At 72.9% G+C, this 24,893-nt stretch carries 26 protein-coding genes and 1 tRNA gene; 14 read left to right on the plus strand and 13 right to left on the minus strand.

Going from position 1 to position 24,893, the window contains the following annotated elements:
- Positions 1-20 precede the first annotated feature (20 nt).
- Complete coding sequence (locus ACGF4F_RS34185; RefSeq protein WP_357433158.1) at positions 21-1,340, minus strand: ABC transporter substrate-binding protein; 1,320 nt, start codon at positions 1,338-1,340, stop codon at positions 21-23.
- A 275-nt stretch (positions 1,341-1,615) separates the two neighbouring features.
- On the opposite strand from ACGF4F_RS34185, the gene ACGF4F_RS34190 reads away from it, so the two are divergent.
- The 3 genes from ACGF4F_RS34190 to ACGF4F_RS34200 all read left to right on the plus strand — a co-directional run bounded on the left by ACGF4F_RS34190 (position 1,616) and on the right by ACGF4F_RS34200 (position 5,574).
- On the plus strand, positions 1,616-3,676 hold the full coding sequence (locus ACGF4F_RS34190) for a beta-galactosidase (RefSeq protein ID WP_393084214.1): 2,061 nt from the start codon (positions 1,616-1,618) through the stop codon (positions 3,674-3,676).
- Positions 3,677-3,705: 29 nt separating this feature from the next.
- Positions 3,706-4,482: a DeoR/GlpR family DNA-binding transcription regulator gene (locus ACGF4F_RS34195; protein WP_393084217.1), complete on the plus strand. Its 777-nt coding sequence runs from the start codon at positions 3,706-3,708 to the stop codon at positions 4,480-4,482.
- Between the two features lie 132 nt (positions 4,483-4,614).
- Positions 4,615-5,574 (plus strand): sporulation protein, encoded by a 960-nt coding sequence (locus tag ACGF4F_RS34200; RefSeq protein ID WP_393084265.1) that lies wholly within the window; start codon positions 4,615-4,617, stop codon positions 5,572-5,574.
- 59 nt (positions 5,575-5,633) lie between these two features.
- Here ACGF4F_RS34200 and ACGF4F_RS34205 read toward each other — a convergent pair whose 3' ends face one another.
- The gene (locus tag ACGF4F_RS34205) at positions 5,634-6,011 is read right to left on the minus strand and encodes a hypothetical protein (protein WP_393084220.1); all 378 of its coding nucleotides are present in this window, start codon (positions 6,009-6,011) and stop codon (positions 5,634-5,636) included.
- Between the two features lie 168 nt (positions 6,012-6,179).
- Positions 6,180-8,222 carry a glycerophosphodiester phosphodiesterase family protein gene (locus tag ACGF4F_RS34210; RefSeq protein ID WP_393084223.1) on the minus strand — a complete coding sequence of 681 codons (2,043 nt, stop codon included), beginning with the start codon at positions 8,220-8,222 and terminating at the stop codon, positions 6,180-6,182.
- A gap of 183 nt (positions 8,223-8,405) precedes the next feature.
- On the opposite strand from ACGF4F_RS34210, the gene ACGF4F_RS34215 reads away from it, so the two are divergent.
- On the plus strand, positions 8,406-8,828 hold the full coding sequence (locus ACGF4F_RS34215; protein WP_393084226.1) for a hypothetical protein: 423 nt from the start codon (positions 8,406-8,408) through the stop codon (positions 8,826-8,828).
- A 103-nt stretch (positions 8,829-8,931) separates the two neighbouring features.
- Here the strand turns inward: ACGF4F_RS34215 and ACGF4F_RS34220 are convergent, their stop codons facing one another.
- Positions 8,932-11,151 carry a HelD family protein gene (locus ACGF4F_RS34220; protein ID WP_393084268.1) on the minus strand — a complete coding sequence of 740 codons (2,220 nt, stop codon included), beginning with the start codon at positions 11,149-11,151 and terminating at the stop codon, positions 8,932-8,934.
- 289 nt (positions 11,152-11,440) lie between these two features.
- Positions 11,441-12,589 (minus strand): sigma-E factor regulatory protein RseB domain-containing protein, encoded by a 1,149-nt coding sequence (locus ACGF4F_RS34225; RefSeq protein WP_357434266.1) that lies wholly within the window; start codon positions 12,587-12,589, stop codon positions 11,441-11,443.
- 95 nt (positions 12,590-12,684) lie between these two features.
- Between ACGF4F_RS34225 and ACGF4F_RS34230 the strand changes: the two genes are divergently transcribed.
- A complete protein-coding gene (locus ACGF4F_RS34230; RefSeq protein WP_357433146.1) occupies positions 12,685-13,341 on the plus strand; it encodes a response regulator transcription factor in 657 nt (218 codons plus the stop codon).
- Between the two features lie 47 nt (positions 13,342-13,388).
- Positions 13,389-14,807 carry an ATP-binding protein gene (locus ACGF4F_RS34235; RefSeq protein ID WP_393084271.1) on the plus strand — a complete coding sequence of 473 codons (1,419 nt, stop codon included), beginning with the start codon at positions 13,389-13,391 and terminating at the stop codon, positions 14,805-14,807.
- Between the two features lies 1 nt (position 14,808).
- On the opposite strand, the gene ACGF4F_RS34240 is transcribed toward ACGF4F_RS34235, so the two are convergent.
- Together ACGF4F_RS34240 and ACGF4F_RS34245 are read right to left on the minus strand one after the other, a co-directional pair.
- A complete protein-coding gene (locus tag ACGF4F_RS34240; RefSeq protein WP_393084229.1) occupies positions 14,809-16,347 on the minus strand; it encodes a tetratricopeptide repeat protein in 1,539 nt (512 codons plus the stop codon).
- Between the two features lie 57 nt (positions 16,348-16,404).
- Positions 16,405-16,866: a MarR family transcriptional regulator gene (locus tag ACGF4F_RS34245; RefSeq protein ID WP_357433140.1), complete on the minus strand. Its 462-nt coding sequence runs from the start codon at positions 16,864-16,866 to the stop codon at positions 16,405-16,407.
- Positions 16,867-16,916: 50 nt separating this feature from the next.
- Here ACGF4F_RS34245 and ACGF4F_RS34250 point away from each other — a divergent pair, with 50 nt between their 5' ends.
- The gene (locus ACGF4F_RS34250; protein ID WP_357433139.1) at positions 16,917-17,438 is read left to right on the plus strand and encodes a VOC family protein; all 522 of its coding nucleotides are present in this window, start codon (positions 16,917-16,919) and stop codon (positions 17,436-17,438) included.
- A gap of 25 nt (positions 17,439-17,463) precedes the next feature.
- Positions 17,464-18,351, plus strand: a complete 888-nt coding sequence (locus ACGF4F_RS34255; protein WP_393084233.1) for a hypothetical protein — start codon at positions 17,464-17,466, stop codon at positions 18,349-18,351.
- Here the strand turns inward: ACGF4F_RS34255 and ACGF4F_RS34260 are convergent.
- Positions 18,323-18,838, minus strand: a complete 516-nt coding sequence (locus ACGF4F_RS34260) for a potassium channel family protein (RefSeq protein WP_393084236.1) — start codon at positions 18,836-18,838, stop codon at positions 18,323-18,325. The two genes, ACGF4F_RS34255 and ACGF4F_RS34260, sit on opposite strands and share 29 nt — an antisense overlap.
- Before the next feature lie 112 nt (positions 18,839-18,950).
- Positions 18,951-19,130, minus strand: a complete 180-nt coding sequence (locus tag ACGF4F_RS34265; protein ID WP_073836337.1) for a DUF4236 domain-containing protein — start codon at positions 19,128-19,130, stop codon at positions 18,951-18,953.
- Between the two features lie 178 nt (positions 19,131-19,308).
- Here ACGF4F_RS34265 and ACGF4F_RS34270 point away from each other — a divergent pair, with 178 nt between their 5' ends.
- Positions 19,309-19,449 (plus strand): putative leader peptide, encoded by a 141-nt coding sequence (locus ACGF4F_RS34270; protein WP_393084239.1) that lies wholly within the window; start codon positions 19,309-19,311, stop codon positions 19,447-19,449.
- 185 nt (positions 19,450-19,634) lie between these two features.
- Positions 19,635-20,189 carry a flavin reductase family protein gene (locus tag ACGF4F_RS34275; protein ID WP_393084242.1) on the plus strand — a complete coding sequence of 185 codons (555 nt, stop codon included), beginning with the start codon at positions 19,635-19,637 and terminating at the stop codon, positions 20,187-20,189.
- Between the two features lie 43 nt (positions 20,190-20,232).
- Here ACGF4F_RS34275 and ACGF4F_RS34280 read toward each other — a convergent pair whose 3' ends face one another.
- Both ACGF4F_RS34280 and ACGF4F_RS34285 read right to left on the minus strand, forming a co-directional pair.
- The gene (locus ACGF4F_RS34280) at positions 20,233-20,688 is read right to left on the minus strand and encodes an Rrf2 family transcriptional regulator (protein ID WP_357433129.1); all 456 of its coding nucleotides are present in this window, start codon (positions 20,686-20,688) and stop codon (positions 20,233-20,235) included.
- Between the two features lie 7 nt (positions 20,689-20,695).
- A complete protein-coding gene (locus ACGF4F_RS34285) occupies positions 20,696-21,568 on the minus strand; it encodes a helix-turn-helix transcriptional regulator (protein ID WP_393084274.1) in 873 nt (290 codons plus the stop codon).
- Positions 21,569-21,771: 203 nt separating this feature from the next.
- Between ACGF4F_RS34285 and ACGF4F_RS34290 the strand changes: the two genes are divergently transcribed.
- The gene (locus tag ACGF4F_RS34290) at positions 21,772-22,548 is read left to right on the plus strand and encodes an SDR family oxidoreductase (protein WP_357433125.1); all 777 of its coding nucleotides are present in this window, start codon (positions 21,772-21,774) and stop codon (positions 22,546-22,548) included.
- An 87-nt stretch (positions 22,549-22,635) separates the two neighbouring features.
- On the opposite strand, the gene ACGF4F_RS34295 is transcribed toward ACGF4F_RS34290, so the two are convergent.
- Positions 22,636-23,067 (minus strand): SsgA family sporulation/cell division regulator, encoded by a 432-nt coding sequence (locus tag ACGF4F_RS34295; protein WP_007457244.1) that lies wholly within the window; start codon positions 23,065-23,067, stop codon positions 22,636-22,638.
- Positions 23,068-23,340: 273 nt separating this feature from the next.
- Between ACGF4F_RS34295 and ACGF4F_RS34300 the strand changes: the two genes are divergently transcribed.
- A complete protein-coding gene (locus ACGF4F_RS34300) occupies positions 23,341-23,907 on the plus strand; it encodes a TIGR02611 family protein (protein WP_357433123.1) in 567 nt (188 codons plus the stop codon).
- Between the two features lie 51 nt (positions 23,908-23,958).
- Positions 23,959-24,033, plus strand: a tRNA-Val gene (locus ACGF4F_RS34305).
- A gap of 97 nt (positions 24,034-24,130) precedes the next feature.
- Here the strand turns inward: ACGF4F_RS34305 and ACGF4F_RS34310 are convergent.
- Positions 24,131-24,364 (minus strand): tyrosine-type recombinase/integrase, encoded by a 234-nt coding sequence (locus ACGF4F_RS34310; protein WP_393084277.1) that lies wholly within the window; start codon positions 24,362-24,364, stop codon positions 24,131-24,133.
- Between ACGF4F_RS34310 and ACGF4F_RS34315 the strand changes: the two genes are divergently transcribed.
- A complete protein-coding gene (locus ACGF4F_RS34315; RefSeq protein ID WP_393084247.1) occupies positions 24,307-24,768 on the plus strand; it encodes a hypothetical protein in 462 nt (153 codons plus the stop codon). The genes ACGF4F_RS34310 and ACGF4F_RS34315 overlap by 58 nt on opposite strands.
- The last annotated feature ends 125 nt before the right edge of the window (positions 24,769-24,893 follow it).

Genomic DNA, 24,893 nt, shown 5'->3' on the forward strand with positions numbered 1-24,893 from the left:
TGTCCTCCTCCCTTCCGCCGTCAGCTGGTGAAGATCGACTTCTTCTGGTTCTCGATGCTGGTGAGCAGCCCGCTGATGTCCTTCGGGTTCTTGATGAACTGCTGGAACGCCGGGATGATCACCGTGGAGGCGAAGTCCGGCCGGGTGTCCCGGTCGAGGAACTGGGCGATCTCCGTGGCCGAGCCGACCAGTTCGGCGGCCTTCTTCTTCAGCGCGTTGTAGCCGCTGGTGTCCCCGCCGCTGTTGGCCACCAGGGTGCCGGGGTCGCCCTTCACCATGATGTTCGCGGCGTCGACGCCGCCGATGTATTCCAGCAGCTTCTTGGCGTTGGCCTCGGACTTCGGCTTGCGGGCCATCATGTAGCCGTCGATCGGCGCGTCCAGGGCCTTGGCCCCGATGGTCGAGTCGATCTCGGGGAAGGTGAAGAAGTCGATGTCGTCCTGCTCGTTGTCGTTGAACTGCTGGGCGACGAAGAGGCCGAGCAGGTACATGCCGCTCTTCTTCTGCTGCAGCGACTGGGCGGCCTCCTGCCAGGTCCGGCCCAGGGCGTCCGGCTGGTGCAGCGGCAGCAGCCCGGCCCAGGTGTCGAAGACCTTCTTCACCTTGTCGGAGGTCCACGCCTCCTTGCCGGCCATCAGGTCGACGTGGAACTGGTAGCCGTTGATCCGCAGGTTGAGGATGTCGAAGGTGCCCATCGCGGGCCAGCCGTCCTTGTCGGCGAAGGCGATCGGGATGAGGCCATCCTTCTTCATCTGCCCGGCGAGTGTGGTGAGGTCGTCGAGCGTCGTCGGCACCTGGTAGCCGTGCTGCTGCCACACCGACTTGCGGTAGAAGACCGCCCACGGGTAGTACGACGCGGGCACGAAGTACTGCTTGCCGTCGTCGCCGGTGGACGCCTTCTTGAACGCGTCGGAGAAGCCGGAGAGCTTGCCCCAGACGTCGCTGACGTCGCCGGCCAGGCCCTTGGCGGCGAAGAACCGCATCCGGTAGCCGGCGAACCAGGTGAACACGTCGTCCGGCTTGCCCTGCAGGTAGTTGTTGATGTTCTCCTGGAACGTGTTGTGGTCAACCGTGTTGATGTTGACCTGGACCCCGGACGAGCTCTGGAAGCCGGCCGCCAGCTTGGCGAGAACGTCCTTCGGCGTCGGGTCCGAGGCGTTCGAGCCGACGGAGACGGTCTTCGAGCCTGCGCCCGAGTCGGAGTCGGAGCCGCAGCCGGCGAGCAGTCCCGTGCCGAGCAGCGCGCCCGCGCCGGCGAGCAGCGAGCGGCGGTTCAGGCCGGCGACGGACGGGGGCACGAGTCGGGCGAGGTATTCGGCTTGCGATCGGGGACGGGACATGGTGCCTCCTGCGTGGAAGAGGTGCGCTGCGTCCAAAAGCCGTGGTGGTGGTATCGGTGTTCGCGCCGGCGGCGGTGGATCCACCGCGAATCCACATGTCCGAACACAAACAGCCGGTGGCGGTTGAAGCTACCCCCTGGTTCCGCGCTGTCAAGGGGGGAAGCGGACAGCGACAACCCAGTTGTGACATGGCCGAGACCGGCCAACCGTGGCAATCACTGTCGATGTTGGAAAGTGTTGACTTGGTGGCCGTTCCGGGGGCACCCTCTGCACTCATGCGGACCTGGCACGGTGAGCGGATCTGGTACGGGGCCGACTACAACCCGGAGCAGTGGCCCGAGGAGACCTGGGTCGAGGACGTCGCGCTGATGCGCCGGGCCGGGGTCAATCTGGTCTCGGTCGGGATCTTCTCCTGGGCCCTGCTGGAACCCGCCCCCGGCCGCCACGAGTTCGGCTGGCTCGACCGGGCGCTCGACCTGCTGCACGACGGCGGGATCAGCGTCGACCTGGCCACCGCCACCGCCAGTCCGCCACCCTGGCTGGCCCACCGGCACCCGGAGACGCTGCCCCGACGCGCCGACGGCACGATCCTCTGGCCGGGCGGGCGGCAGGCGTACTGCCCCAGCTCACCGGTCTTCCGGCAGCGGTCCCTCGCGCTGGTCGAGGCCGTCGCCGGCCGGTACGCCGACCACCCGGCCGTGGTGATGTGGCACGTCTCCAACGAGCTGGGCTGCCACAACGTGCACTGCTACTGCGACGTCAGCGCCGAGGCGTTCCGCCGCTGGCTGCGCGAGCGCTACGGCGACCTGGACGCGCTCAACGCCGCCTGGGGCACCGCGTTCTGGAGCCAGCGCTACCACGACTGGGCCGAGATCAACCCGCCACGGACCGCCCCGACCTTCGCCAACCCCACCCAGCAGCTGGACTTCCTGCGTTTCTCCTCCGACGAGCAGCGCGCCCAGCTGCGTGCGGAGCGGGAGGTGCTGACCCGGCTCACCCGGCAGCCGGTCACCACCAACTTCATGATCGGCACCGGCGTCAAGCACCTGGACTACCACTCCTGGGCGTCCGACGTGGACCTGGTCGCCAACGACCACTACCTGATCGCCGCCGACCCGCGGCCGCAGGTCGACCTGGCGCTCGCCGCCGACCACACCCGGGGCGTCGCCGGTGGCGGGCCGTGGCTGCTGATGGAGCACTCCACCAGCGCGGTCAACTGGCAGCCGCGCAACGTCGCCAAGACCCCGGGCCAGCTGCGGCGCAACAGCCTCGCCCACGTGGCGCGCGGCGCCGACGGGGTGCTCTTCTTCCAGTGGCGGGCCTCCCGGGCGGGCGCAGAGAAGTTCCACTCCGCGCTGGTCCCGCACGCCGGGCCCGAGACCAAGGTGTTCCGCGAGGTGTGTCGGCTCGGCGCCGACCTGAAGGCCCTCGCCGAGGTACGCGGCAGCCGGGTCGAGTCCGAAGTGGCGATTCTGTTCGACTACGCGGCCTGGTGGGGCGTCGAGCTCGACTCCCACCCCAGCACCGACGTCACCTACGTGGACCAGCTCGCCGCCCTGCACGGCGCGCTCTGGCGGGCCGGGGTCACCGCCGACGTGGTGCACCCGTCGGCCGACCTGTCCCGCTACCGGCTGGTCCTGGTGCCCACCCTCTACCTGATCCGCGACGCCGACGCCGAGGCCCTGCGCGCGTTCGTGGCCGCGGGTGGCACCGCCCTGGTGACCTACTTCAGCGGCATCGTCGACGAGCACGACCACATCCGGCTCGGCGGCTACCCAGGCGCGTTCCGCGAGCTGCTCGGCGTCCGCACCGAGGAGTTCTTCCCGCTCCGCGAGGGTGAGCGGGTACGCCTCGACGACGGCGCCACCGCCGACGTGTGGACCGAGTGGCTGCACGCCGACGGGGCGGAGGTGCTCGCCTCGTACGCCGACGGGCCGCTGCCCGGGGTGCCCGCGCTGACCCGGCACGCGGTCGGCGCCGGAGCCGCCTGGTACGTCGCCACCCGGCTGGACGCGGCCGCCACCGACCGGCTCGTCGCCCGGCTGCTCGCCGAGTCCGGCGCCCGCCCGCCGGTGGCCGCCTCGGCGGGGGTGGAGGTGGTACGCCGCCGGTCCGCCGACCGGAGCTGGCTGTTCGTCATCAACCACACCGATGCCGAGGCCCGGCTGGCGGTCACCGGCGTCGAGCTGCTCGGCGGCGGCCGCTGCGACGGCGAGCTGGTGGTCCCGGCCGGCGAGGTGGCGGTGGTCCGCGAAACGCCGGCCCGCGCCGCCGAGGTGCCGGCCAGGGTGGGGGCCGGCGATCCGGCGACGGACCGGACGGCCGAGGCCGCCTGACCGTGGCCCCCGCACCCGAAGGAGGATCCATGCTCGCCCAGCAACGGCAGAGCGCCATCCTGGAGCTGATCCGCCAGCGTGGTGGCGTCCGGGTCAGTCATCTGGTCAGCCGCTTCGGGGTGTCGGACATGACGATCCGGCGGGACCTGGAGGTGCTCGCCGAGCGGGGGCTGGTCGACAAGGTCCACGGTGGTGCGACGCTGGCCGGCCCCGGCTCGGCCGAGGAGCCCGGCTTCGCCGCGAAGTCGATCCGGCAGCAGGCCGAGAAGCGGGCCATCGCCGAGCGGGCCGCCGGCCTGGTCGAGCCCGGGATGGCGATCGCGCTCTCCGCCGGCACGACCACCGCCGCCCTGGCCGCCCGGCTCGCCGACGTCCGCGGGCTCACCGTGGTCACCAACTCGGTGCCGGTCGCCGACGCCCTCTACCAGAACCCCCGCCCCGACCAGACCGTCGTGCTCACCGGTGGCATCCGTACGCCCTCGGACGCGCTGACCGGGCCGGTGGCCGAGGCGGCCATCGCCGCCCTCAACGTCGACCTGCTCTTCCTCGGCGTGCACGGGATGAGTCCGCGGACCGGGTTCACCACGCCGAACCTGCTGGAGGGGGCGGTCAACCGGGGGCTGATCGCTGCCGCCCGGCGGCTCGTCGTGCTCGCCGACCACACCAAGTGGGAGACCACCGGGATCGCCACCATCGCCCCGCTCGCGGCGGCCGACGTGCTCATCACCGACGGCGGGCTGCCCGCGGAGGGACGGCAGCAGATCGGCGAGCAGGTCGGCGAGCTGATCGTCGTGCGGGTCGACTGACACCGCGACGAGCGCCGTGCCGGCGGAGGCCTCGTGCTCACAGCCACTTCACAGCGCTGCAGGTTAACGTGCCTTTGGTGGTCCCGTGCGCGCTCTGTCGTGGAGCGTGCCGAAGGTGGAAGCGGAGTGGCGATGGTCTTCAAGAAGATGCTGAGCGCGTTCGGCGTCGGCGGCCCGAGCGTCGACACGGTGCTGACCAACCCGAACACCCGGCCCGGCCTGGCTCTCGATGGGCACGTCAACCTGGTCGGCGGTGACGTGCCGGCCAGCATCGAGCAGATCAGCGTCGGCCTGGTCACCCGGGTGGAGGTCGAGAGCGGCGACTCCGAGTACGCGGGCATCATGGAGTTCCACCGGATGCCGGTCAGCGGCCGCCTGGAGCTGGCGCCGAAGCAGCAACTCTCCCTCCCGTTCCAGCTCCCGGTGCCGTGGGAGACCCCGGTCACCGACGTGTACGGGCAGCGGCTGCGCGGTATGACCATGGGGCTGCGTACCGAGGTCGCGGTGGCCCGCGCGGTGGACAAGAGCGACCTGGACCAGGTTGCCGTGCACCCGCTGCCGATCCACGAGCGGATCCTCGAGGCGTTCCAGACGCTCGGCTTCCGGTTCAAGCACGCCGACCTGGAGCGCGGCCACATCTACGGCGTGCAGCAGACGCTGCCGTTCTACCAGGAGATCGAGTTCTTCGCCGCGCCGCAGTACGCGCAGGCCGTCAACGAGGTCGAGCTGACCTTTGTGACCAGCCAACGGGGCGTCGAGGTGATCCTGGAGTGCGACAAGCGGGGCGGGTTCTTCACCGCCGGGCACGACGTCTTCGGCCGGTACACCGTCCCGCACAGCGACACGGGCCGCACCGACTGGGCCCAGGTGGTGGACGGCTGGCTGCGGGAGACCACCTCGCGCTACGGCAACCTGCGGGCCCAGGGCTTCGGACCGCACGGGCACCACGGCCACCACGGGCGCCGTGGGCCGGGAGTCGGCGGCATGGTGGCGGGCGCCGCCCTGGGGGTGGCCGGTGGCCTGGTCGCCGGTGAGCTGATCGAGGACGCCTTCGAGGGCGACTTCGGGGACTTCGGCGGGGACTTCGAGTAGTCCACGCACGACGGTGGCCCCGGGAAACTCCCGGGGCCACCGCCGCTCTCAGGTGTTGCTCACTGGCGCCGGGCCGCCCGGCGCTCCGCGATCGAGTGGCGTTCGCTACCAGCCTTGGCCAGACCACGGCTGAACAGGTAGGCGCCGGTCAGGACCGTCAGGAACCACCACGACAGGTTCGGGTTGGCGAGGTTCAGGCCGTTGCCGCTCCCGCCGGGCCAGTACGCGGCGACGATGACGCCCGCGACGGCGATCGCGTACACCCAGAACTCTGTGGTGAGAAGGGCGTGCTTGGTCTCGGTGCCCGGAGTCGGCTGCCGGCGACCATCCTCGATCATCGGCATCTGACGGGTCTGGACGTCCTGCATGGCCATCCGGTTGGGCGCCTCCTGCGCCGGCCGGTTCATCGGCCTGGTGGACGCAGCCTGCGTGCTCATCTTGTCCTCCTCGGATGCGATGAGTTGCACACCCGCCCCGCTACCGCGTTTCGGCCACGGCACGGTTCGCGTTTCGTGGCGGGGGCACCCCGCGTCTACCCGAGGGGCCCGGAGAGGTAACACCCGATCGGCGGCGGATGTGGTCTCCCCGGGGCTCCTGCCGGTCGGTCAGCGCAGGCCGTTGCGCACCGCCACCGCGATCAGCAGGTCCGGGTCGTCGGTGATGAGGCCGTCCACGCCGAGGTCGATGACCCGCTGCATCACCGCCGCGTCGTTGACGGTGTAGGGGACCACGGTGAGCCCGTACCGCCGCTGCAGGGTCGGGACGTCCGGTCCGTGGAAGTATGCCGGGTTCTGCCGCAGGTACCAGTCGGCCGAGGCCACCTTGCCCTGCCCCGGGTCGTGCACCTGCCAGTTCGCCGACACCGTGGCCGCGCCGGACTGCCGGACCAGCTTGCCCAGGTCCTCGTGACGCCACCAGTCCAGGCCGGCGGTCCACGGGCTCCGCACCGTCGGGTCGCCGTAGACCGCCTGCAGCGAGCACTCGTCGGCGAGGGTGGCGCACTCGGCCGGGCCGTACTGCCAGACCAGGGCGACGGTGTCGATGTGGGGGTCGAGGCGGTGGGCGTACTCGATGGCGCGCCAGTCGAACGACTGGACGGTGGCGCGCCGGGTGAAGCCGGCCCGCTCGATGGCGGTGACCAGCTTGCGGGTGAAGCTCTGGTACGGCTCGGTGTCGGTCACCAGCGGGCTGATCTTCGTCTCGATGTTCATCCGGACGTCGTCCCGGCCGCTCGCCGACACCAGGGCGAAGACCTCGTCGAGGGTGGGGATCCGGGCGCCCGGCACGGCCACCTGGGCGGGGAACTCGGGCAGCGTCTTCGCGCCGCAGTCGACGGTCTTCAGCTGGGCCAGGGTCAGCTCGTGCACCAGCTTCCCGACGTACGGGTACTTCGGGTCCCCGGGGCGTACCGGCGCGGTGTCCACGCAGTGCGACCCGTTCACCGCCCGGTCGTGCAACACGACCAGGTGCCCGTCGGCGGTCACCCCGGTGTCCAGTTCGAGAGTGGAGATGGCCGGGTTCTGCAGGGCGTGCGCGAACGCGGGGAGGGTGTTCTCCGGGCGGGTGGCCCGGCCGCCCCGGTGGGCCTGGATGTCGAAGGGCGAGGCGTACGCCCGGGGCAGCCGGTAGTCGCGCTCGGCGAGCAGCCCGCGCAGCCGGTCCGGGTAGTCGGTGATGAGGCCGTCCACGCCGTCGTCGATCAGCTTCGCCATGGTCGGCACGTCGTCCACCGTCCACGGGATCACCTTGATCCCGTTGCGGTGCGCGTGCGCCACCATCTCCTTCGTCACGTACGGCCGGTAGCCGGCATCGGTGACCGTGCCGTTCTGCGGAAAGCCGTGCACCGGCGAGAACGCCGCCGCGCCGAAGCTGCGGACCGCGGCGATCGGGTCGCCACCGAAGTCGTCGATGTCCAGGCCGCCCAGCCACGGCGACGCGCCCGGCTGGCCGACCTGCAGGAAGTCGTAGTTGGTCAGGGCCACCAGCGGCAGTCGCGGCTCCACCTGGCGCATCCGCATCAGCGCGCCCCAGTCGAAGCTCTGGATCGTCACCTGGCGCAGCATCCCGGCGTTCCGGATCTCCCGCGCGGTGACCTGCACGAACTGCTCGCGCGGCGCGGTCTCGGCCGGCGCGCCAGCCTCCACCTTGGTCTCCACGTTGAGCATCACGTCGTCCGCCCGGTAGCGCTTGACCAGGGCGAAGACCTCGCGCAGCAGGGGCATCCGGGCGCCGGGCACGGCGAGCTGGCCGGGCTTGTCGGCCAGGGTCTTCGCGCCACAGTCCAACGTGCGCACCTGAGCCAGGGTGAGCGTGTTGACGTACTTTCCGACGTACGGGTACTCCGGGTCACCCGGGGTGGCCGGTGCGGTGTCCACGCACTTGGCGGCGCTGACCTTCCGGTCGTGGGTCACCACGGCCTGTCCGTCCTCGGTGATCTGCACGTCCAGTTCGAGCGTGCTCACGCCGAGTTGAAGTGCGTTGCCGAACGAGGCGAGGGTGCTCTCCGCCCGCAGGCCCAGGCCGCCGCGGTGGGCCTGGAGGTCGAAGGTCCGGCCGGGCCGCGGGGCCGCCTCGGCGGGCGCCGGGAGACCGGCGGTCACGGTCGCCGCCAGGAGCGCGGCGAGGGTGGTACGGCGTACGGTGCGCACGCTGTCTTCCCTTCGGGGGCGGGCGGGTCCCGCCAACCCGCGGCTCAGCATGGGCAGCCCGGGCGGCCGGCAGGCGAGCAGCGGGAGACGCGCCGGTGAACCCGGGCGGACGACCAGCGCGGGTTTGGACCGCCGGTCGTCGGGCACGCAACAAAGATCCGAGAACGCTGCGAGGTGGTTGACGTGCGTGAGGACGACATGCGGCAGGAGGCCGCCCGGCGGGCCGAGGACCGGATCGCCGGCGGCGTGTACGGCCAGGGCGCGGTGGACGAGGTCACCGTGCCGCAGACCGATGTGCTGCGGGTGATCCAGGAGGAGGATCCGGACGACCCGGCGCACGTGCCGGTCGACCCGAACGTGCTGCGCGACGGCGGCCCGACGCGCGGTCAGGGCGCGGTCACCACGACCGGGGGCACGGCCGGCCCGGCCAGCGCCCGGCGGCTGGCCCGCCAGCCGGAGCGGCACCGCGGGAAGGTGGCCCCGACCACCACGGGTGACGCCACCACCGGTGGCCTGAGCACCCCGGCCGGCGGCTCCACGAGTGACGCCTCGTCGAGCGGCAGCCAGGTCGGCAACTTCACCGACGAACGACCCCACCCAGGCTGACCGGCAGGATCCTCGCCCCGTCGATCATGAGGTTGGCGGCACTCGTGGAGATCGAGATCGCCGTCAACCTCATGATCACCTGGGGAACGCGGGGGCGGGGTGGTCAGGGGGTGCGGAGGATGCCTAGGCGTTGGGTGGCGCGGGTGAGGGCGACGTAGAGGTCGCTGTGGCCGCGCGGGGACTCGGCGACGATGCGGTCCGGGTCCACCACCAGGACCGAGTCGAACTCCAGGCCCTTGGCCTGCTCCGTGGTGAGCACCACCACCCGGTTCGCCAGCTCCGGCTGTTCCCCGACGGCGGCCTCCGGCAGGGCGGCGGTGACCGCCCCGCCCAGCTCCGCCACCCGGCCGGCCGGCACGATCACCCCGAGCCGCCCGTCGGTCAGCCCGGCCGCCTCCCGCGTTGCCGCTGCGACCAGCTCCGCGGCGAGCCGGTCCGCGTCGACGGTCCGGTCCCACGGCGGCACGCCGCTGGCGCGTACGGAGCGGGGCGGGCGTAGCGCCGGGTCGATCGCGGCGAGCACGTCGGCGGCGACCGCCATGATCTCGGCGGGGGTGCGGTAGCTGACGGTCAGCTCCTCCAGCCGCCACCGGTCCGCCACGTACGGCGCCAGCGCCTCGGACCAGGACGGCGTGCCGGCGAGGGCGCCGGTCTGCGCCACGTCCCCGACGATGGTCATCGACCGGCTCGGGCACCGGCGCATCAGCAACCGCCACGCCATCGGCGACAGCTCCTGCGCCTCGTCGACGATCACGTGCCCGAACGCCCAGCTCCGATCGGCGGCGGCGCGCTGCGCGGTGGTCAGCCGGTCGGACTCCTCCTGCCGTTCCAGCAGCCGGTCGGCGTCGATGAGGTCGGTGACGCCAAGGATTTCGCCGCCGTCCGCCTCGTCCTCGACGTCGATCGACCGGGAACCGCGGGCGATCTCCAGCACGCCCTCGGCGTACTCGCGTTGCAGCGACCGGATCCGCTCCCGGCGGGCCGCGGCGGCGCGCTCGTCCTCGCCCAGCAGCTCGGCCGCCTCGTCCAGCAGCGGCACGTCGGCCGGCGTCCAGCCGCCCGGCTCGCGGTGCAGCATGGTCCGCTCGGCGTCGGTGAGCATCGGCGCGGCGGCGGCGATCCGCTCCGGCGCGCCGTACAGGTCGGCGAGCAGCCGCTGCGGGGTGAGCACCGGCCACAGCTCGTCCAGCGCGGCCCGGACCTCGGGCTCGTCGCGCAGTTCCCGGCGGATCTCGGCGCGGTCGGCCTCGGACAGCAGGTTGTCCCCGCCGAGCGGGTCGGCGCCGATCCGCTCGGCGACCTGGTCGGCGAGCGCGTGCACGATCTCGATGTCGAACCGCGCCCGGGCCAGGTTGTGCGGGCGGTCGGCGCGGCGGACCCGCTCCCGGGCCTCCCGGACCACGGCCGGGTCCAGGGTGAGGATCTCCCGCTGCGGCAGCTCGATCTCCAGCGGCTCCTCGGGCACCCACTGCCGGTCCCGTACCGCGTTGGCCAGCACCTCGGCCATCACCGCGCGTCCCTTCAGCGCGGCGGTCTCCGCCGGCTCGGTGCGCCGGGCCTGCACCCCGGGAAAGAGGTCGGCCTGGGTACGCAGCAGCACACCCGTCTCGGCCAGCGCGGGCAGCACTTGGGAGATGTAGCGCAGGAAGGTGGCGTTCGGGCCGACCAGCAGCACACCCCGGGTGGAGAGCTGCTGCCGGTGCGTGTAGAGCAGGTACGCGGCCCGGTGCAGCGCCACCGCCGTCTTGCCGGTGCCGGGACCGCCCTGCACCACCAGCACCCCCGGCAGGTCGGCGCGGATGATCCGGTCCTGCTCGGCCTGGATGGTCTCGACGATGTCGCGCATCCGGCCGGTGCGGCCGGCGTTCAGTGCGGCGAGCAGCGACGCCTCGCCGGTCAGCTCCTCGTGTGCGGTGGGGGAGGCGGCGGCGATGTCCAGCACCTCGTCGTTGATCCCGGTGACCTTCCGCTCCCGGGTGCGCAGGTGCCGGCGCCGGCGTACGCCCTGCGGGTTGGCAGCGGTGGCGAGGTAGAACGCCCGGGCCGCCGGGGCGCGCCAGTCCATGAGCAGCGGGTCGTAGTCGCCGCTGGTGTCGAAGATGCCGATCCGGCCGATGTAGCGGCGGGAGTCGTCGTCGCCGTCGAGGCGGCCGAAGCAGAGGCCGGTCTCCACCGCGGAGAACTGCTCGACCTGGTCGGCGTACATCCGGACCGTGAAGTCACGCTGCGAGCGGGCCTGCTGCGTGCCGCCGGTGCTCCGCAGCTCCTCGGTGAGCCGCCGGCCGGCCTGCTCGCGCATGCCGTCCAGCCGGTCGTAGAGCATCGAGACGTACTCCTGCTCGCGCCCGATCTCGTCGTCCTGGTGCAGCTCTACGTCGGAGTGCGTTGACAAGCCGGCTCCTCATTGGCTAAAATCGTCGCAGGAATGGCTTTCATCAGCCGTTCCTTTTTGTGTTTGAACTGAGAAAGATACCGCCTGGCCCGCTACCGGGCCAAGTGAACCAGGCCGTCCGTGGCCACCTCACACCGCCGCGCCGCGCTTCCTCCGCACACGCATCAGGGGCCCGGCCGGCTTCCGCCGTCCGGGCCCCTGATCAGGCTCGCTTCGTAGGTTAGCCCTTGGCCGCCTGGTAGAGCCGTTCCGGCGTGACCAGGCCGGCCAGCACCCGGCCGTCGTCGGTGAGCAGCACGCTGAACAGCTTCCCGGTCAGCAGCCGGCCGCTGCCCCAGTCACCGCTCACCTTCGGCAGCCCACCCAGCAGCCCGGCCACCGCGTCCGCGCCGGCCCGGCCCGGGTCGCCGGCCGGCCCCGCCGCCTCGCCCGGCCGGGCACCCCGGGCATTCGGGGCGCCGCCACCGGTCAGGCCGGCGGCGTCCAACTTCGCCACCAGCACCGTCGTCCAGCCGGTCCCGACCGTACGCACGTCCGGCCGCCGCTCGGCGTCCGGCCGGTGCTGCCGGGCCGGCCCGGGCGCGCTCGCCTTCTCCTCGGTGACCGTCACCCCCGGCGGCGGGTTGAACCGGAACTGGTCCGCGTCCGGCGTGCGGAAGTCGACCTGGGTGAAGGCCACCTCGAACGCCGGCTGGTCGGCGCCGTCGGCGAGCACCTCGAACCGCAGCGGCACGTGCTCCTTCGCGTCCAGCGCGACCCGCACCTGATGCACCAGCGAGTCCTTGTCGCGCGGCGTCAGCACCAGCTCGTACACGTCCCGGCCGGCGACCTTCGCCGTCCGCCCCACGGTGACCGCGGTGCTCGGGTCGATCGCCGCGAGCGCCTTGTCGGCGGCCTCGACCGGGGTGGCCGGCGCGGACGGCATCGTCTTGTCGGTGGCCGACAGCGTCCGGTGCGACGCGGTGTTGGTCCGGCTGCTCCACGTCCACACGTCGCGGCCGTTGCGCAGCATGTCCCGCTCACCGAGCGTGTCGACCAGGGCGATCCGCTGCCGGTCCGGGCCGCCGTACCAGACCCGCACGGTGTGCGTGCCGGTGACCAGGCTGGCCAGCTCGTTGCCGCCGGCCGCGCCGGCCAGGTCGGCGATCGGCGGCAGCCCGAGATCGGCGCGCTGCACCACGGTGCCGGAGAGCCCGTCCAGGCGGGACGAGCGCAGATCCTCGAGCAGTTGCGCCGCGGTGCGCGGCGGCAGGGCCGGGTCGGCCCCGGCGGCCAACGTGCCGATCGCGGCGCCGCCGCCGACCACGGCGACCCCCGCGGTCACCGGGACCAGCCAGCGCAGCACGGCACGGTTCTTCAGTACGGACATCATGGGCACCTCCTGACCGTAATGGTGCAGGAGGGTCGCTGTGAGGCCGCTGAGGAGATTCCCTAGGGGTGTCACCCGGGTGGCACCCTGGACGGGTGCGGTTGCTGGTGGTGGAGGACGAGACGCGGCTCGCGTCCGCGCTGCGGCGGGGCCTGGCGGCGGAGGGGTTCGCGGTGGACGTCGAGTCGACCGGCCCGGCCGGGCTGGACGCCGCCCGGCACGGCGGCTACGACGCGATGATCCTCGACGTGATGCTGCCCAGCCTGTCCGGGTACGAGGTGGTGCGCCGGCTGCGAGCCGAGGAGCACTGGCTGCCGGTGCTCATGCTCTCGGCCAAGGACGGCGAGTACGACCAGGCCGACGGGCTGGACTGCGGGGCGGACGACTACCTCACCAAGCCCTTCTCGTACGTGGTGCTGCTGGCCCGGCTGCGGGCGCTGCTGCGCCGGGGCGCGCCGGAACGCCCGACCGTGCTCACCGTCGGCGACCTGCGGCTGGATCCGGCCCGGCGGCGGGTGACCCGGGCCGACGCCGAGGTGGCCCTGACCACCCGCGAGTACGCCCTGCTCGACTACCTGATGCGCCGGGCCGGCCAGGTGGTGTCCAAGACCGAGCTGCTGGACCACGTCTGGGACGCCAGCCTCGACACCGCCCCCAACGCCGTCGAGGTCTACGTCGGCTACCTGCGCCGCAAGATCGGCCGGGAACGCCTGGAGACCGTCCGGGGCGCCGGCTACCGGCTTGCCACATGACCGGCCCGCGCCGCTGGCTGCCCAGCCTCGGCCTGCGGGCCCGGCTGCTGATGATCGGGGTGGCCGGGCTGAGCGTGGGGCTCGCGCTCGGCGGGGTGCTGCTCCTCGGCGCGCTCGGCTGGACGCTGCAGCGCACGGTCGACGCCGAGGCGTTCCGGACCGCGGACGCGGTGGCCCTGCTCGGCGCCTCCGACGCCCTGCCCGACCCGCTACCGGTCGCCGGCGGGCAGCTCCGGGTGCAGGTGGTGGACGGGCAGGGCCGGATCCGGGCCGCCTCCATCGACGCCGACCGGCTGGTGCCGATGCTAAGCCCCGACCAGCTCCGCGCCGGGCAGCGCCAGCGCCTCGTCGTCGACGGCCGGCGGGTCGGGCTCACCGGCCCGGTACGGGTGGTGACCGTGCCGGCGGGCACCCCGGCCGAGCCGCTCACCGTGCTGGTCGCCAAGTCGATGAGCGACGTCCGGCACAGCCTGCACATGGCCCGGACCCTGCTGCTGGTGGGCTTCCCGCTGCTCGTCGCCGGGCTCGCCGTGGTCGCCTGGCGGGTGATCGGCGCGACGCTGCGCCCGGTGGAGTCGTTGCGTCGCGGCGCCGCCGAGATCACTGGCCGGGCCGGGCCGGGGCGGCTGCCCGTACCGGCCGCGGCGGACGAGATCCAGCGGTTGGCGATCACTCTCAACGACATGCTCGACCGGCTGGAGGCGGCTCGGGCCCGGCAGCGGGCGTTCGTCGCCGACGCCGCGCACGAGCTGCGCAGCCCGCTGACCAACATGCGTACCGAGCTGGAGGTGGCCCGCCGGCTGGGCGACGGGACGGACTGGCCGACGGTGACGGAGAACCTGCTCGCCGACACCGACCGGCTGAGCCGGCTCGTCGACGACCTGCTGCTGCTGGCCCGGGTCGACGAGCAGGCCACCCGGCCGGACGGGTCCCCGGCGCGGATCGTGGGCCCGGTGGAGCTGGGCGAGCTGCTCCGCACGGTCGCCGACCGCTACCCGTCTCCGCCGGTACGCCTCGCGCCGCCGTCCGGGCCGCTGTGGACCGAGGGTGACCCGGCCGAGCTGCGCCGGGTGCTGGCCAACCTGGTGGACAACGCACTGCGACACGCTCGCGGCGAGGTGCGGCTCGACGTCACCGGCCCGCACCCCGACCCGCCGGTGCCCGGGCAGCGCGGGGCGGGCCCGGGGCAGGCGTACCACCTGGTGACGGTCACCGACGACGGGCCGGGCATCCCGGCGGCCGACCGGGAACGGGTCTTCGCGCGGTTCACCCGGCTGGACGACGCGCGGGCGCGCGACGCCGGCGGCGCCGGCCTGGGCCTGGCCATCGTCCGCGAACTGGTCCGCCGCGCGGGCGGCGGAGTCGACCTCGCCGATGCCGCGCCGGCGGACCCGGCGACCGAGTCCGGGCCGGGGCTGCGGGTGACCGTGCAGCTGCCGGCGCTGGTCGACCCGGAGGCGGACTGACTCAACCGCGGCGGGTGCAGACCGAGGGGGCCCGGGCCACCGTGTCGGTGGACCACACCAGCGCGACGGTGAAGCAGTAGTCGGTGCTGCGGTCGAGCCCGTAGGCGATGTAGCTGTCCGTCCCGGCGGGCAGTTCGAGGAAGGTGTGCTGCGGCTGACCCGTGCGGCCCCCGGCGACCACCAGCGGCCCTTCGGCGCCGGCCGGGTAGGTCCAGCTCAGCAGGATGCTGTCCCGCCGGTCGGTCAGCCGAACCTGTTGAGGCGGGGTGCCGGGGGAGGCGGCGGGCGCGGCGTTCGGCGTACCGGAGGGGGTGCCGGTCGCGGCGCGGCCGGTGGTGGGGGAGGGGCCGGGCGCCTCCCGGGACCGGTCCAGCCGGGACACGCCGGCGACCACCGCGATCGCGCCGATCAGCAGCACCACGATCACCCCGGCCACCACCAGCGGCAGCCGTGGTCCGGTCCGGCCCTCGGGCGCGGGCGGCCGGGGCACGTGCACCGGCAGGTGGCGCGGCGGCGCCTCGGGTTCGGCGGGCTGCGCCACCCGGCGTACGCCCTCGGGTTCGTCGTCGGTCAGCCCGACCACGGTCGGGGGCAGCGCGCTCTCCCCGGGGCGCCAGGGTTCCTCGGTCGGTTCGTCCGGCGGCCACGGGTGGTCGTCGAACGGCTCGTCGGCGGCTTCGGGTGGTGTCCGGGGGGCGGGCACGCCGGGGCGCCCGCCGTCGGCGCGGTCCGGCGGGTGGTAGAGCGGCGGCTCGGGAAGGGTCGGCTCGGGCGGCCCCTCGGCGGGCGGGGGGACCCGGGCGGCCGGTACGACCGGCGCCGGCCGGGCGGGTGGCTCCGGTTCGGCGCAGACGTGGTCCGGGTCGGCGGCGGCCCGGGCCAGCCCGGCCACCTGGGCGGTGAGCGGGTCGTCGGTGGGCAGGTGCTGCCGGCACAGCTCCTCGGCGAGGGCCAGGTGCTCGTGGGACTCGGCGTACCGGCCGCAGTCGCGCTCCATCGCGCCGAGCTTGGCCAGCATCTTGATGCCGCTGGGGTGGTCGTCGCCGTACACCTCGCGGTGCAGTTCCCAGGCGGTCTGCAGTCGGTCGCGGGCGATCTCGCACTGGCCGCGGGCGTACTCGACGGTGGCCAGGTCGGCGTGGGCGGCGAGCACCCGCTGCGACTCCGGTCCGTCGCGGGCGGTCAGTTCGATGATGACGTTGGAGTAGAGCCGGGCGGCGCGGGCGTCGCTGCCGACCCGGTGCAGCACGGCGGCCAGGGTGGCGGCGGCGGCGACGCTGCGTTCGTCGGAGCGCCCGTACAGCCGGGTGGCCGCGGCGTACGCGAAGGCGGCCCAGCCGCGTGCGGAGTGTGGCTCGCCGAGCGCGATCAGGACCCGGGCCTGGAGGCCGGCGGCCTCGGCCAGCTCCGGGGAGGCGTTGGCGGGACGCGGATCGGCGTCGACCAGCGCGTCGGCGAGCAGCCGCTGGGCACCGGCGAGGTCGCCTTCGGACACCAGGTGGTGCGCCTGGACAGTCAGGTCAGCGAAGCCGGAGGTCACGCCCCATCGTGCTCATCCGGCGACGGTAAGTACAAGACCCGGAGTGGATCAGTTTGGTCAGGATCCGGTCAGGTGGTCGGCCAGGGTTTCGCTGATCCGTCGCAGCTGGTCGACCTGGGCGGGGCTCAGCGCGTCGAACAGGTGCCGGCGTACGCCCTCGACGTGGCCGGGCGCGGCGGCGGCGAGGGTGGCGAAGCCGTCGTCGGTGAGGACGGCGATCTGCCCGCGCCGGTCGGTGGGGCAGTCCTCGCGGCGGATCCAGCCGGCCGCCTCCAGCCGGGCGGCGGCGTGCGAGAGCCGGCTGCGGGAGGAGCCGGTGGCGTCGGCCAGCTCGCTCATCCGCAGCCGCCGGTCGGGGGCCTCGGAGAGCCGGACCAGGATCTCGTAGTAGGCGTGCGGCATGCCGGCGTCGCGTTGCAGTTCGCGGTCGAGGGTGTCCATCAGCGCCCGGGAGGCGGTGAGGAAGGCGCGCCAGGTCCGCTGCTCGTCGGGGTCCAGCCACCGGGTCATGGCGACCATCATACCGCTGGTTGTTGAGCGCTCAACAAAACCGCGCTACCGTCGAGGTCATGGGAATCCACCGCCTCAACCACGCCGTCCTCTACGTCCGCGACCTCGGGCGCAGCGTCGCCTTCTACCGCGACGTGCTGGGCTTCCGTCCGGTCCCGATGACCCCGGACGGGTTCCATGGCGCCGCCTTCCTGCAGGCGCCCGACTCCACCAACGACCACGACCTCGGCCTGTTCGAGATCGGCGCGGCCGCCGGCCCCTCCCCGGCCGGTCGGGCCACCGTCGGCCTCTACCACCTGGCCTGGGAGCTCGACACCCTCGACGAGCTGGCCGCCACCGCCGAGCGGCTGGCCGCCGCCGACGCCCTGGTCGGCGCCTCCGACCACGGCACCACCAAGAGCCTCTACGGCCGGGACCCGGACGGGCTGGAGTTCGAGATCGTCTGGATCGTCCCCGCCGACCTGCTGGACGAGGCCGCCCTGGCCGCCCGCAAGCGGATCGGCCGGCTCGACCTCGACCGGGAGCGGCAGCGCTACGGCGGCCAGACCCGTGGCGGCGTGGGCATCTCCGTCTCGGCCTGAATCGGCCATGCGGTAGAACGGCAGGATGTCGACCGACGCCGTCCTGCGCGAACTGCTCGTCCGGCAGCTCGACCACTGGCTGCCGGCAGCGCTGCACCGCTCCCGGCGGGCCACCCTCGCCCTCGCCTCCGCCGGCCGCGACACCGGCGACGCCGAGGAGGCGCTGCGGGTGGTCGCCGAGTTCGCCGACCGGCTGCGCGGCCGGCGGCTGACCGTGCTGGTGCTCGCCGCCGGCGGCGCGGAGCTGCCGGCCCGGCTCGGCACCGTGGCGGCGGCCCTGCCGGCGGACGTGGCCGTGCACGTGGTGCCGGGCCATCCGGACCGGCTGCCGGTGGCGCTCAAGGCCGCCGGCGCGGCCGGCGCTCCGCTGCTGACCGTGGTCGACGGCGGCGATCCCGACCCGGCCGTGGTGGCCGCCGCCGCATCCGGCCGCCCGGCCGAGCTGCTGCTGGTCACCGCGCCCGGGCGGCCCCTGCGGCCGGCGCTGACCGCGGCCGGGTTCCCGCTGGTCACCGAGGTGGAACTGGTGCCCGCCGACGGTGCGCCAGCGCGGCTGCTCGGCTACGCCACCGGTTCGGACCGGAGCCTGGAGGCGCTCAAGGACGCGCTCTGGGCGGTCGACGAGTACGCCGGAGTGCGCTACCGCGACCCGGCCGGGCGGCTGCTCGACATCACCCTCGAACCCGATCCGGGCCCGCTGCGGCGCGAGCTGCTCGCCGAGCTCACCCGCTCCGGCCCGCGCACGGTGACCGAACTGCGCCGCTTCGCGGCCACCTCGACGGTCTACCGGGCCGCCGACGCGAACCGGGCGTTGGCCTCGCTGCTCGCCTCCGGGGCGGTGACCCGGCAGCCCGAGCACGGCCGGCTCGGCGGTGACGTGCTGATCACCGCTTCGGCTGCCGCAGCTGGGTGACCTGCCGGACCACGATGGACGCCCCGGTGGCGATCACCCCGATGCTGAACAGCATCTGGACGCAGACCACCACCCGGGCGACCTGCCCCTGCGCGTGCACGTCCCCGTAGCCGATGGTGGTCAGCGTGGTGAGCGCGAAGTAGAGCGCGTCCACCCGGGTCGACAGGCCGGAGAACTGGTGGGGGGCGTTGTTCGCGATGATGTAGTCGGCGAGGGCGAAGACGAGCAGGCCGGCGACCAGGCCCACGACCAGGTTGGCCAGCGAGCGGGCCGGCGTGCTGCCGGCCGGGGCGGTGAGCTGACGGCGTACCTGGCGGGTGACCAGGGCGGCGACGACGCCCACCACGAGCAGGGTGCCCACCGCGCGCAGCGTCAGCCGGGCCGCGTTCGGGTCGGGGGCCAGCGGCACGAGGAAGTACGCGGCCACCAGCAGCAGGCAGGCGAGCAGCGCCCGCAGTCGTTCCCGCCGGTACCCCCCGTTCGCCACGCCGCGATTCTCCGCCTGGTCGGGCGGCCGGTTCGCCCAGAAGAGAAAAGTCGCCCGGACGCCGGGCGGGGTGCCGGTGGTGCACCGGCCCCCCCCGCCCGACCTCAGGGCGTCACGCCCGCGACTTGTCCTGCTTCCACGACAGCGGCCCCGGCAGGTCCACCCGGTGTGCCCGGGTACGCGAATTCCACGACCATCGGCCGACCTTGATGCTCCACGAGGAGAAGCCCTTCTCGGTGAAGTTGAGGATCAGCGGGCCGAACTTCTTCCGTTTGCGGAACATGATGCCCATCGCCTGGCTCCTTCCCGTCTGCCTGCCTCTGCGGCCTCGAACATGCCCGAACCGGTGGTTTGCGAAACCGGGTCGGATCCGCACTGGACGGCCGCTCCACCCTGCTGAATCTCTGTCCAGCGGGTAGGTGTTAGGGGGTGGCAAATGCTGGTGAGAGCGGCGGGTGACGATGTAAGGGATGCGGGTCTCACCCTGTGGTAGGGCGTTGACCGGCCCGGAGAACGGCCGGCACCATGAGATCATGTCGCAGCGGGACGAGCTTCTGCTCACCGCTCGCGTGCACGTCGACCTGGTCCGGCACGCGAGCGCGCTCTGTTGAGCTGACCCGGCTGCTCCGGCTCGGCCACCCGTCCGTATCTCCCCTGCCCGTCCGCTCCCGTGCCGGCGCACCGCGGCCCGGCCCGCCCGGCGCGGCCGGTTCCGACCCGCCGGTCACACCCGGCGCGAGCACTACCGGGTGCCCCGCCCGGCCAGCGCGTACGCCCCCTGAGAGCTGGTGACCGCATGACCACCGTGGACCGTCCCGGCGCCGCCGAGCTGCGCCCCGTCGACGACGACTCGTTCCGTGCCCTGCTGCGCCGCCAGGCGTCCACGGTCACCGTGGTCACCGCGCCCGGCCTGTCCGGCGGCCGGTACCTGCCGGCGCTGCCGCCCGCCGGCTTCACCGCCACCTCGTTCGCCTCGGTGTCCCTCGAACCGCCGCTGGTGTCGTTCTGCCTCGGGCGGGAATCGTCCAGCTGGCCCACCGTGGCCCACGCCGAGCACGTGGCCGTGCACCTGCTCTCCGCCGAACAGCAGGAGGTGGCCCGGATCTTCGCGACCAGCGGCATCGACCGGTTCGCCGCCCACCCCGGCTGGCACACCGGCCCGTTCGGGGTGCCGCTGATCGGCGACGCCCTCGCCGTGCTGCTCTGCCGGGTGACCCGCCGGATCAAGGCTGGTGATCACACCATCGTGCTCGGCACGCCGCTGGCCCTCGCCGCAGGGCCGGACGGCGACCCGCTGCTGCGCCACCGCGGCGGCTACACCACCTTCGGGCCGCAGCAGTCCCCGTGGTGACCCCACCCGCCGCCGAGCCGCCGGCGCTCGACCGGGTCGCCGGTCAGCGCGGCTCCCAGGCGTCGGGGCGGGCGATCAGCTTGCGGACGTGCCCGGGCAGCTTGCCGCTGGCCATCTCGGCCAGGCTCACCTCGTCGACGACCTGCCGCACGGCGGCGCGGACGGCCACCCAGAGCCGGGGCAGGTTCTCCGCGGCGCCCTCGTACCGGGTCTCCTCGGGGCGCAGCCCGCGTACCCCGGCGAGGGGGCCGTCGACGGCGCGCAGCACCTGCCCGATGGTGACCTCGCGCGGTGGCCGGGCCAGGGTGTAGCCGCCCTCGGCGCCGCGCTGGGCGCGGACGATCCCGGCCCGGCGCAGGTCGGCCAGGACGGCCTCGAGGAACTTGCGGGGCATGTCCTGCTCGGCCGCGATGGCCTGGGTGGACAGCAGGGCGGGGTACGCGGTGGCCAGACTCAGTGCGGCCCGGACCGCGTAGTCGCCGCGCGCGGAGATCTGCACCCTGCCATCATGCCCGGCGCGGCTGGGCGGGGGAGTCGACGGGCGGGCGGGGGCGCACCACGCGGACGGGCAGTGGTCGTTCCCGGGCGGCCCGGAACGCGCCGGGGCTCACCCCGATCTCGCGGGTGAAGAAGCGGCCGAAGTTGGTCGGCTCGGGGAAGCCGAGTCGCCGGCCGATCCGGGCGACCGGTTCGTCGGTGGCGGCGAGCAGCCGGCTGGCCTGCAACGCCACCCGCTCGTCGATCACCTGTTTGGCGCTGCGGCCGGTCACCGCCAGGCAGGCCCGGGTGAGCGTACGCACTGAGCAGCCGAGCTGCGCCGCGTAGTCCTCCACCCGGCGGGTGTGCCGGTAGCCGCGCTCCACCTCCCGGCAGAGCCGGTGGAAGGTCGCCGTCTCCGCGCGGGTCGTCTGCCGCTCCGCTCCGCCGGGGAGCAGGCTCAGCCGCAGCAGCAGCACGGCGAGCTGGTGGCGGAGCAGCACGGCGGCGGCGGGCACCCCGGCGTGCCGTTCGGCGTCGACCGCCAGCTGGGTCACCTCGCTGATCACGGCGTCCTCGTCCTCCCCGGCGAGCTGCCGGTAGGCCGGCACCGCGTCCGGGTCGACGTCGAGGCCGCGCAGCGTCCCGGCCCCCCAGCAGACCACGGTGGCGTCGAGGTGCGGGCCGAGGCAGCGCAGCACCTGGCCGGGGCGGACGTACAGCAGGGTGCCGGGCCGGCAGGGCCGGGCCCGGAAGTCCAGTTCGGCGGTGCCGTGACCGCTGGTGACCAGGATCAGCAGGTCCGCGTCGAGCAGGACGGGGCGGGGCCAGCCGGGCCCGGGCGCGAGGTCAGCGAGGGCGCCGGTGGTGATGTCGTCGTTGTCGTAGCCGGGGGCGGACAGGTCGGTGCGGGTTGCCGGGAAAAGCTGACCGTTAGTGACCATCGTCTTCGACGTTAACCCTGCCCGGCGCACCTTGCACCTTGGCAGTTTCACCCGACCGGGCGGGTCTTGTCGCCGGGAAGGCGAGGCGGTTAGGTTACCGATCGGTAGCGCATGGGTCGTCCGACCGACCCGCGGCCCCGCCGACTCGCGATGGGATGGGCATGACGGATCTGTTCTCGGTCGAAGGCAAGACGGTCCTGGTCACCGGCGGTTCACGAGGGATCGGGCTGATGATCGCCCGAGGCTTCGTCCAGGCCGGCGCCAAGGTCATCATCTCCTCGCGCAAGGCTGACGTCTGCGAGACCGTGGCCAAGGAGCTGTCCGACATCGGCCGCTGCGAGGCGATCCCCGCCGACCTGAGCCACGACGAGGGCGCGCTGGGGCTGGCCGCCGCCGTGCAGGACCGCACCGACCGGCTCGACGTGCTGGTCAACAACGCCGGCGCGACCTGGGGCGCGCCGCTGGAGGCATACCCGGAGAGCGCCTTCGACAAGCTCTGGGCGGTCAACGTCAAGGCCGTCTTCCGGCTCACCACCGCGCTGCTGCCGGCGCTGCGCGCGGCAGCCAGCGCCGACGATCCGGCCCGCGTGATCAACATCGGATCGATCGACGGCCTCCGCGTGCCCTGGATGGAGGTGTACGCCTACTCGGCGACCAAGGCGGCCGTGCACATGCTCACCCGCAGCCTCGCCCACCAGCTCGCCGGCGAGCAGATCACCGTCAACGCGATCGCCCCCGGGCCGTTCGAGAGCAAGATGATGGCCTTCGCCCTGGACGATCCGGCATCCCGGGCCGCGATCGAGCAGCAGGTGCCGCTGGGCCGGATCGGCCGCTCCGAGGACATGGCGGGCACCGCGATCTACCTGTCGTCCCGGGCCGGCGCGTACCTGACCGGCGCGGTGATCCCGGTCGACGGCGGAATCACCACTCACGGCTGAATCGGGCAGCACGGACGGCGTACCCGAATTGGTGACGGACCGGGGCCGCGCGGACTCGGCAGATCCGCACGGCCCCGGTGTGCGTCATCAGCGGCCGGCGAGCAGCCGGTTGACCGCCGTGTCGACGTCCAGGTGCTCGGCCTCCCGGCCGCGCGGGACGACGACGTAGGTCCGGCGCAGGAAGCGCACGAGGACGCTGCGTGGGACCTCGAACAGGGCGTTGCCGTCCGGGGACGACAGCGCGAGCGCGACGAAGTCGCCGCGCGGCGTGGCCCACGGCCAGACCCGAACATCGCCGATGCCGGCCGGCTCGTCGAGCCCGGTGACCAGCAGTTCGCGAGCGAACGACCAGCTCACCGCCTCGCCACCGGCGGATTCGGCGTGGAACAGGACATGGACCGCATACGGGTCAGCAGGGTCGTAACGCAAGCTGGCACGCACCGGCAAGGCGGTGGCGTCAGGCGCGACGAGCCTTAGCGACGTCTCGACCTCTACGGTCGTCGGTCGGATGACACTCATGGACGTTCTCCCCCCGGCACCGCTGCGGAACGCGCGTGTCCCGCTTTTCCCATACTCAGCCGCTACTCCTGGCTACGCTCCGCCATACGCTGACTTCACCCAGTGGTGGGAAGGGGGTCGGAACGCCTCCGAGAATGTGAAAATTCTTGTAGGATTCCCTCTTCTGCCCAGTCCGTCGTCCCGCCCGGCAACGGGTGGTTCAGTCGTCGACTTACTCCGGTAACGTCCAGTCCTCAGCAGGGGTGACGGTCGCGCGCGACACTGGGGGTGGAAATGGTCACGAAGGGTTCCTCGGTGGAGCCGAGGGCCACGGCCGACCCGCCGAAAGGAGCGGCCCGAGCAGCCGAAAGGCGGGGGTACGAGGTGTCGGTGAACGGCGGTCCGCGGGGTGCTGGCGGCACCCCCCAGGGCGGTGCCGGCAGCGCCGTCGCCGAGCGGCGCCGCGGCGGCTGGCGGACCCGGGCGCAGACCACCCTCGACCTGATCCGCGCCAACCCCACCGGTCGGGTCACCCTCAAGATCTTCATTGCCATCGCCGGCGCGATCGTCGTCACTGTCGGTATCGCCCTCATCCCGTTGCCCGGGCCCGGCTGGCTGCTCGTGATCGCCGGGCTGGGCGTCTGGGCCGTTGAGTTCATCTGGGCCCGCCGGCTGCTCACCTTCACCCGGCGCAACGTGCAGGCCTGGACCCGTTGGGCGACCAGTCAGTCGCTGCCGGTGCGGTTCGTGCTCGGTGCGGTCGGGCTGGTGTTCGTGAGCGTGGTGGTGTGGCTCTCGCTCAAGTACAGCCTCGGCATCGACCTGGTCGCCCGGGCCCTGCACTACCTCGCGACGCACTGACCCCCGGGTTTTTGGTCCGCAGTGTCGATCAGGTAGAGTCATCGGCGCTGAGGGCGATTAGCTCAGCGGGAGAGCGCTTCGTTCACACCGAAGAGGTCACTGGTTCGATCCCAGTATCGCCCACCATGAATAAGACAAGCTCAAGGCCCCTCGATCGAGGGGCCTTGACTTGTATCTGAAGATCAGTCGTTGCCCGGAGGCAGCGAGAAGGCAGCAAAGGACTTCAGCACCCGCGGTCGCGCTCAGCCGTCGAGTGGGTGTAGCGGTTCAGCGTGGTCGAGGTCTGCTCGTGTCCCATCACCTTCGCCACGTCGTTAATTGGGACGCCGTCGGAGACCAGCCAGGTCGCGTACGAGTGCCGCAGGTCATGGAAGCGCAGACCTGTCGGTCTATGGGACCTTGTTCCTCGCCGGTTCGGTAGCCGCAGCTCGTGACGAGGACCGGGCGACCGTTCGATCGTTTCTGAGCGAGGGTGACGAAGCTGCGCGGCGGCTTGGTCATGACGCTAACCACCTGTGGACCGCGTTCGGCCCGACCAACGTGGCCATCCATCGAGTGACGACCGCGATGGACCTCGATGACGTGCAGGTCGCGATCGACCTCGGTCCGCGTATCGACACCACGGGCCTACCTGTCGAGCGGCAGGCGAGGCACGCGTTGGAGACGGCGCGGGCGCCGAGCGCGTGGAACAGAACGGATGAGGCAATGGCCGTCGTTCTCGCCGCCGAGCAGAAGGCGCCCGAGCAGATCCGCCACCATGCCATCAGCAGGCAGCTCGTCCAGAACTGGATGCGCCGTGGCCGGGGCCGGCCGAGCTACCAGCTCGCCAGCCTGGCTCAGCGCGTGCACGTAGCGGCCTAGATCCAACGCCGTTCAGTTAGGCGGCATGGTGGGTTGTCAAGCGTGTCACGGAGACGAAGCAGCGGAGCTCCGGTATAGAGGGGGGTCACTCTAAGACGCCCTGAACACCTGGAGCTCCGCTGGCT

This window comes from Micromonospora sp. NPDC047740 (assembly GCF_043204735.1).
Taxonomy (GTDB): domain Bacteria; phylum Actinomycetota; class Actinomycetes; order Mycobacteriales; family Micromonosporaceae; genus Micromonospora.